Below are 4,251 nucleotides of genomic sequence, written 5' to 3' on the forward strand. Positions count from 1 at the left end.
TACTCCCCTACTCCCCTACTCCCCTACTCCCCTACTCCCTAATGCACAGTTTTAGTTGTGTCGGTCCAGTAGGGTGCGTTAGAAGGCTTAAATTAAGACTATGAAAGAGATTCAGCAATCCGTCGTAACGCACCATTGAATATGTGTCGGTCTACTACTAGACTGACACAGCTAAAACTGTGCAATAGATTTTTTGTTTCTAGGTGTCTTTTTCTCCCCACCCTCCCCACACTTCCCACCCTCCCCACACCCCACATCTAACGCACCATTGAATATGTGTCGGTCTACTACGTTTATGATTTAGTGCCTAGATAAATGGTGAGTATATAATTATGAGGTGTTATGCCAAAATGTAGGCAAAGTTGTAAAGACTTTGCCATTTAACCAATATCTTGATGAAGAAAACTAGGAAGAAGAACCTCCAAACATAGCATCAAGAATTGCAGCTCCTACCGCTAAAACTTCCACTGTTCTCGTTGTTCCCATAGTCGTATCTCCAAGGACGTTTCCTTCTGTATCTATTGCCATATATTGTTGACCATTCGTCCCTTCATAATAGACAATAAATCCATCTGCTGCCTCTTGATAGCCGAGATATTCAGCGAAGGGGTGATAGTGGGCAACAGCTTCAGCAAACATCCGGTGCATAACAATTTCAGATGCAGACATATATCAATATTCTCCTGTTTTTTGTTGGTATGGGCGATCAGTAGTAAGCGATCGCCTGGATGATTTTTTCAATAACTAAATTAGATTTTGCTAGTGAAGCTCAAGAAAACTTTTTTTTGCCTCACAATTAATACTCTACAAGGCGAATTGATAATACAAATTATTCCTGACTAACGGTCATTATTAATAACAATGGTAAAATTATAACTATTATAAAAAAACGTTGCGAGGTAAATTTGATGAATCAAGATGCAAGTAATCCTAAGTGTCTTCAAGATTTAGTTAATTATAAGTTCTATGCTGAAGCTCAAGCTGATTGGAATGTTAATAATTTAATTGTTGACCTAGAAAAAATTAAAAAAGAATGGTCGCGAATGGGGGAAGGCTTAAGCAAATTTCACAAGCAGTATTTATTAATGGCATTAGTTGCAAAACAACTTCCAGATATGGTTTCTGAATTAGAAGATATTGCATCAGTTGATTCTCTCAGAACTAAACTAAGTAATGATAAAAAGAAAAAAGGGATTCATTTTTGCTTACAAAAGTTGCTGGAACGAGAAATTGGTAATCCTAAAAATATAATGATTTATTTGTTTAAATCTAAATATAAAAAAAAGCCTCAACCTCCTAATTTTGAAAAAGAAACAAGTCTATTAATTAGAATACCTGATGATGTTTCAGCAAAACAATTGTTAGAAATTGAGAACAAAGTTAGAGCGATAACAGGATGTCCTTATATTAGGGTAGTGGAAATTAAAATGGGTAGTATAATTTTGGTTTTTAAAGGTTCTCAATCTGCTTGCGAGCAAGTAGAATCTTTGCATCAACAAGGTTTACTTTCAGACAGGTTAGGTGTTCCAATTATAGATGTATAAATCATACCTAGTCGGGTGAATTTAACTCAATGGTTTGATAATATTTTAACTACTGGATGGCAAGCAGCAAATGAATTATTGACTCCTTCACAATTAGAATTAGTTAGAACTATCCGAATTAAAAATGCAAAACTTATTGATTTACGAGCCGATCTATTAAGTCATGCTGTAGTTTTACTGGTAAATTTAGTACGAAAAAATGATGATTATTCTGAAGTGGAAATAACTTTACAGGTTTATCCGACTGGGGATGATGTTTATCTTCCTCCTAATTTTAAGTTGATTGTTTTAAGTGAAAATGAAGTTTTTAAAGAAGTTACAGCTAGAAGTGAAGATAGGATTATTCAATGTCAATTTGAAGGAGAATTAGGGGAAGAATTTACGGTACAATTAGTGTTAGATGAAGCCGTTATTACGGAGATTTTTGTTATTTAGTTGAGATATAAAATACATTTCGTAGGGAGGTTCCATGGAACGTCCCTACGGGTTAACGGTACTTGGGAGGTAATTGTTTTATGGAAGAATTAAATTATTCAGAAATTGTCAGAAAAATAGTGAAAGAAAACTATCAATATCATACTCAAGATTCACAATATGAAACACAACTGATTTTGGATTCGGAAAGAAATCATTACCTCTTAATTTCTTTACGTTGGCAAAAGGAAAAACAGGATTATGGTTGTTCTATTCATGTTGATATTAAGGATGGCAAAATATGGATTCAGCAAGATTTTACTGAGCAAGGAATTGCTCAACAATTATTAAATTTAGGTGTGCCAAAATCTGATATTGTTTTGTTTTTACTGTCTAACCTATATTTATCGTTAAAATAGACCAATAAATGCTAAAAAAAAGAGGTCTATTGCTAGATGAATGCTAGAAAGAGGGGGGTTGCTAATTTTGACGACGATAGAGGGCGTTTAAGAATATCTTTGCCGTTGAAATTAGTCAGGGAATTAAAAGCTCAAGGGCATGAAGTAAAACGATATAACTACACAGGTTTAGAGGCTACTCCACAGAATAAGGTGAAGGTAGTTGAAGTTGTAGAAATAATAAATCAGGATTTAAGTAACCCTCACATGGCTTTTGACCCAACTTTGAAAAAGTATTTTGATTTGTTAAAACCTAAAGTTAGCAGCGCTGGTAAAACTTTTGTTCTAAGCAGTTCTTCAGTAGTGACTGTTGGTAATACTTGGGATGATTGGTTAAAAATTAAAGAACCACAGATTGAAAGAAGTACATTTATTGTTAGATATGGTAGATATACAAATCTTTTAAAACCTTTTTTGGAGCTGCCTATTAATCAAGAGACTGCTACAAAAATAGTCAGCTATTTGCAGAGCCAATTAGACCGTGAAAATGCTAAACAATGCTTTAGTCAACTTAAGCAAGCTGTGAGTTTTAAGGTTGGTAATGGTGAGATAGGATTTAATCCTTTTAACTACTACACCAACCCGATAAAAACGAAGTCAAAAACATCAACAATAACTGATGAAGAGGATAGGCAAGCTTTTTCCAGGGAAGATATGGAGACAATTATAAAAGCTTTTTATGAACATCCTAAGTCCGTTGATTATGCGCCATTGATTGAATTTTTATTTTTAACAGGGTGTAGGCCGGGTGAAGCTTATGCTCTGACTTGGGATAATGTGCAGGTGTTTAAAACTATCAAGTTTGAACACTCTCTTAGTATGGTGACTAGAAGAATTAAGGGGACGAAAACTAACAAAATTAGGAGGTTTGATTTAAGACAAAATAGCAGGTTAAATAATTTATTGATTAAGTTGGAGGGGAGTAGAAAAACTGCTTTTGTCTTCTCTTCAAAAGGACGACCCATTAAACATTCAAACTTATCTAATCGTTGGGGGTCGCGGGGGAAGTCAGACCCAGAGAAACACCCCGATATTGTTTTAAATTTAGCAAAAGAAGGAAAAATAAAACAATACTTGAAACCTTATGCGATGCGACATACCTACATCAGTCTTGCTGCAAATATGATTGCTGAAAAATATCCCAAGAAAGAGTTTTTAAGTGCTTTACAGTTATTAGCTGATTCTGTGGGTAATAGCATCGAGGTAATTTCAAAGCATTATCTACATATAACAGAGGATGTAATTTTACCGTCCTTTGATTAATTATTCGTTGAACTTTGTGCATTGGTCGATATCAACCTCAGTTCTTGCCATAAAGCCTTGCGACATTATAAGTATCTGCCAGTTTTTGTCAGTGTGTCCACAGTAGGTAGCATTCTCGCCGTTATATAGGATTTTCTCTCCTATTTTGAAGGAGGGAAACTCAGGCAAGCGACACTGGCTGTATGAGTATGTTGCCCCACTGTCAGAGATTAATGTTTGTTCATCTGGGAGATTTTGCTTGACTGTAAACTGAATGTTTTTGTAACAAGCCTTATCTCCTGGATTGAGTCTGCTTAAGTCTTCAGAATCAGAGGATGGTGTACTGCCATCTTGCCACCTTTTAGATGTATCCTTTGCTGTAGTAGGGTTTGAGTCTACTGCCACCTTACTGCCACCTTTATTGCCTGGAGTGAGTGAAATGCTTGGCTCTAGGCCATTTGAAGAGCTGACAGAATTTACTGCCACCTTACTGCCACCTTTATATTTACCTGGTTTATATCAACTTGATTAGTATCTCCAGAATCAGAGGATGGTGTACTGCCATCTTGCCACCTTTTAGATGTATCCTTTGC

Annotated in this window: 6 protein-coding genes; 4 read left to right on the forward strand and 2 right to left on the reverse strand. The window is 35.6% G+C overall.

Annotation, left to right across the window (positions count from 1 at the left end):
• Positions 1-405 precede the first annotated feature (405 nt).
• The gene (locus ACP6PK_RS15565; RefSeq protein WP_094672637.1) at positions 406-669 is read right to left on the reverse strand and encodes a hypothetical protein; all 264 of its coding nucleotides are present in this window, start codon (positions 667-669) and stop codon (positions 406-408) included.
• Positions 670-908: 239 nt separating this feature from the next.
• On the opposite strand from ACP6PK_RS15565, the gene ACP6PK_RS15570 reads away from it, so the two are divergent.
• The 4 genes from ACP6PK_RS15570 to ACP6PK_RS15585 all read left to right on the forward strand — a co-directional run bounded on the left by ACP6PK_RS15570 (position 909) and on the right by ACP6PK_RS15585 (position 3,679).
• The gene (locus ACP6PK_RS15570) at positions 909-1,544 is read left to right on the forward strand and encodes a hypothetical protein (RefSeq protein ID WP_426560596.1); all 636 of its coding nucleotides are present in this window, start codon (positions 909-911) and stop codon (positions 1,542-1,544) included.
• A 15-nt stretch (positions 1,545-1,559) separates the two neighbouring features.
• The gene (locus ACP6PK_RS15575; RefSeq protein ID WP_426560598.1) at positions 1,560-1,979 is read left to right on the forward strand and encodes a DUF1822 family protein; all 420 of its coding nucleotides are present in this window, start codon (positions 1,560-1,562) and stop codon (positions 1,977-1,979) included.
• Positions 1,980-2,059: 80 nt separating this feature from the next.
• Complete coding sequence (locus ACP6PK_RS15580) at positions 2,060-2,377, forward strand: XisI protein (protein WP_426560600.1); 318 nt, start codon at positions 2,060-2,062, stop codon at positions 2,375-2,377.
• A 36-nt stretch (positions 2,378-2,413) separates the two neighbouring features.
• Positions 2,414-3,679, forward strand: a complete 1,266-nt coding sequence (locus tag ACP6PK_RS15585) for a site-specific integrase (RefSeq protein ID WP_426560602.1) — start codon at positions 2,414-2,416, stop codon at positions 3,677-3,679.
• Here ACP6PK_RS15585 and ACP6PK_RS15590 read toward each other — a convergent pair whose 3' ends face one another.
• Entirely contained in the window at positions 3,680-4,063 is a 384-nt protein-coding gene (locus tag ACP6PK_RS15590) for a hypothetical protein (RefSeq protein WP_426560604.1), read from the reverse strand.
• Between the last annotated feature and the right edge of the window lie 188 nt (positions 4,064-4,251).

The organism is Dapis hubbardiae BLCC-M172 (genome assembly GCF_050016015.1).
Lineage (GTDB): Bacteria > Cyanobacteriota > Cyanobacteriia > Cyanobacteriales > Microcoleaceae > Trichodesmium.

Excerpts from the sequence above, each read along its gene's own strand:
- ACP6PK_RS15565 (WP_094672637.1), bottom strand. The coding sequence starts at position 669 with ATGTCTGCATCTGAAATTGTTATGCACCGGATGTTTGCTGAAGCTGTT.
- ACP6PK_RS15570 (WP_426560596.1), top strand. The coding sequence starts at position 909 with ATGAATCAAGATGCAAGTAATCCTAAGTGTCTTCAAGATTTAGTTAAT.
- ACP6PK_RS15580 (WP_426560600.1), top strand. The coding sequence starts at position 2,060 with ATGGAAGAATTAAATTATTCAGAAATTGTCAGAAAAATAGTGAAAGAA.
- ACP6PK_RS15585 (WP_426560602.1), top strand. The coding sequence starts at position 2,414 with ATGAATGCTAGAAAGAGGGGGGTTGCTAATTTTGACGACGATAGAGGG.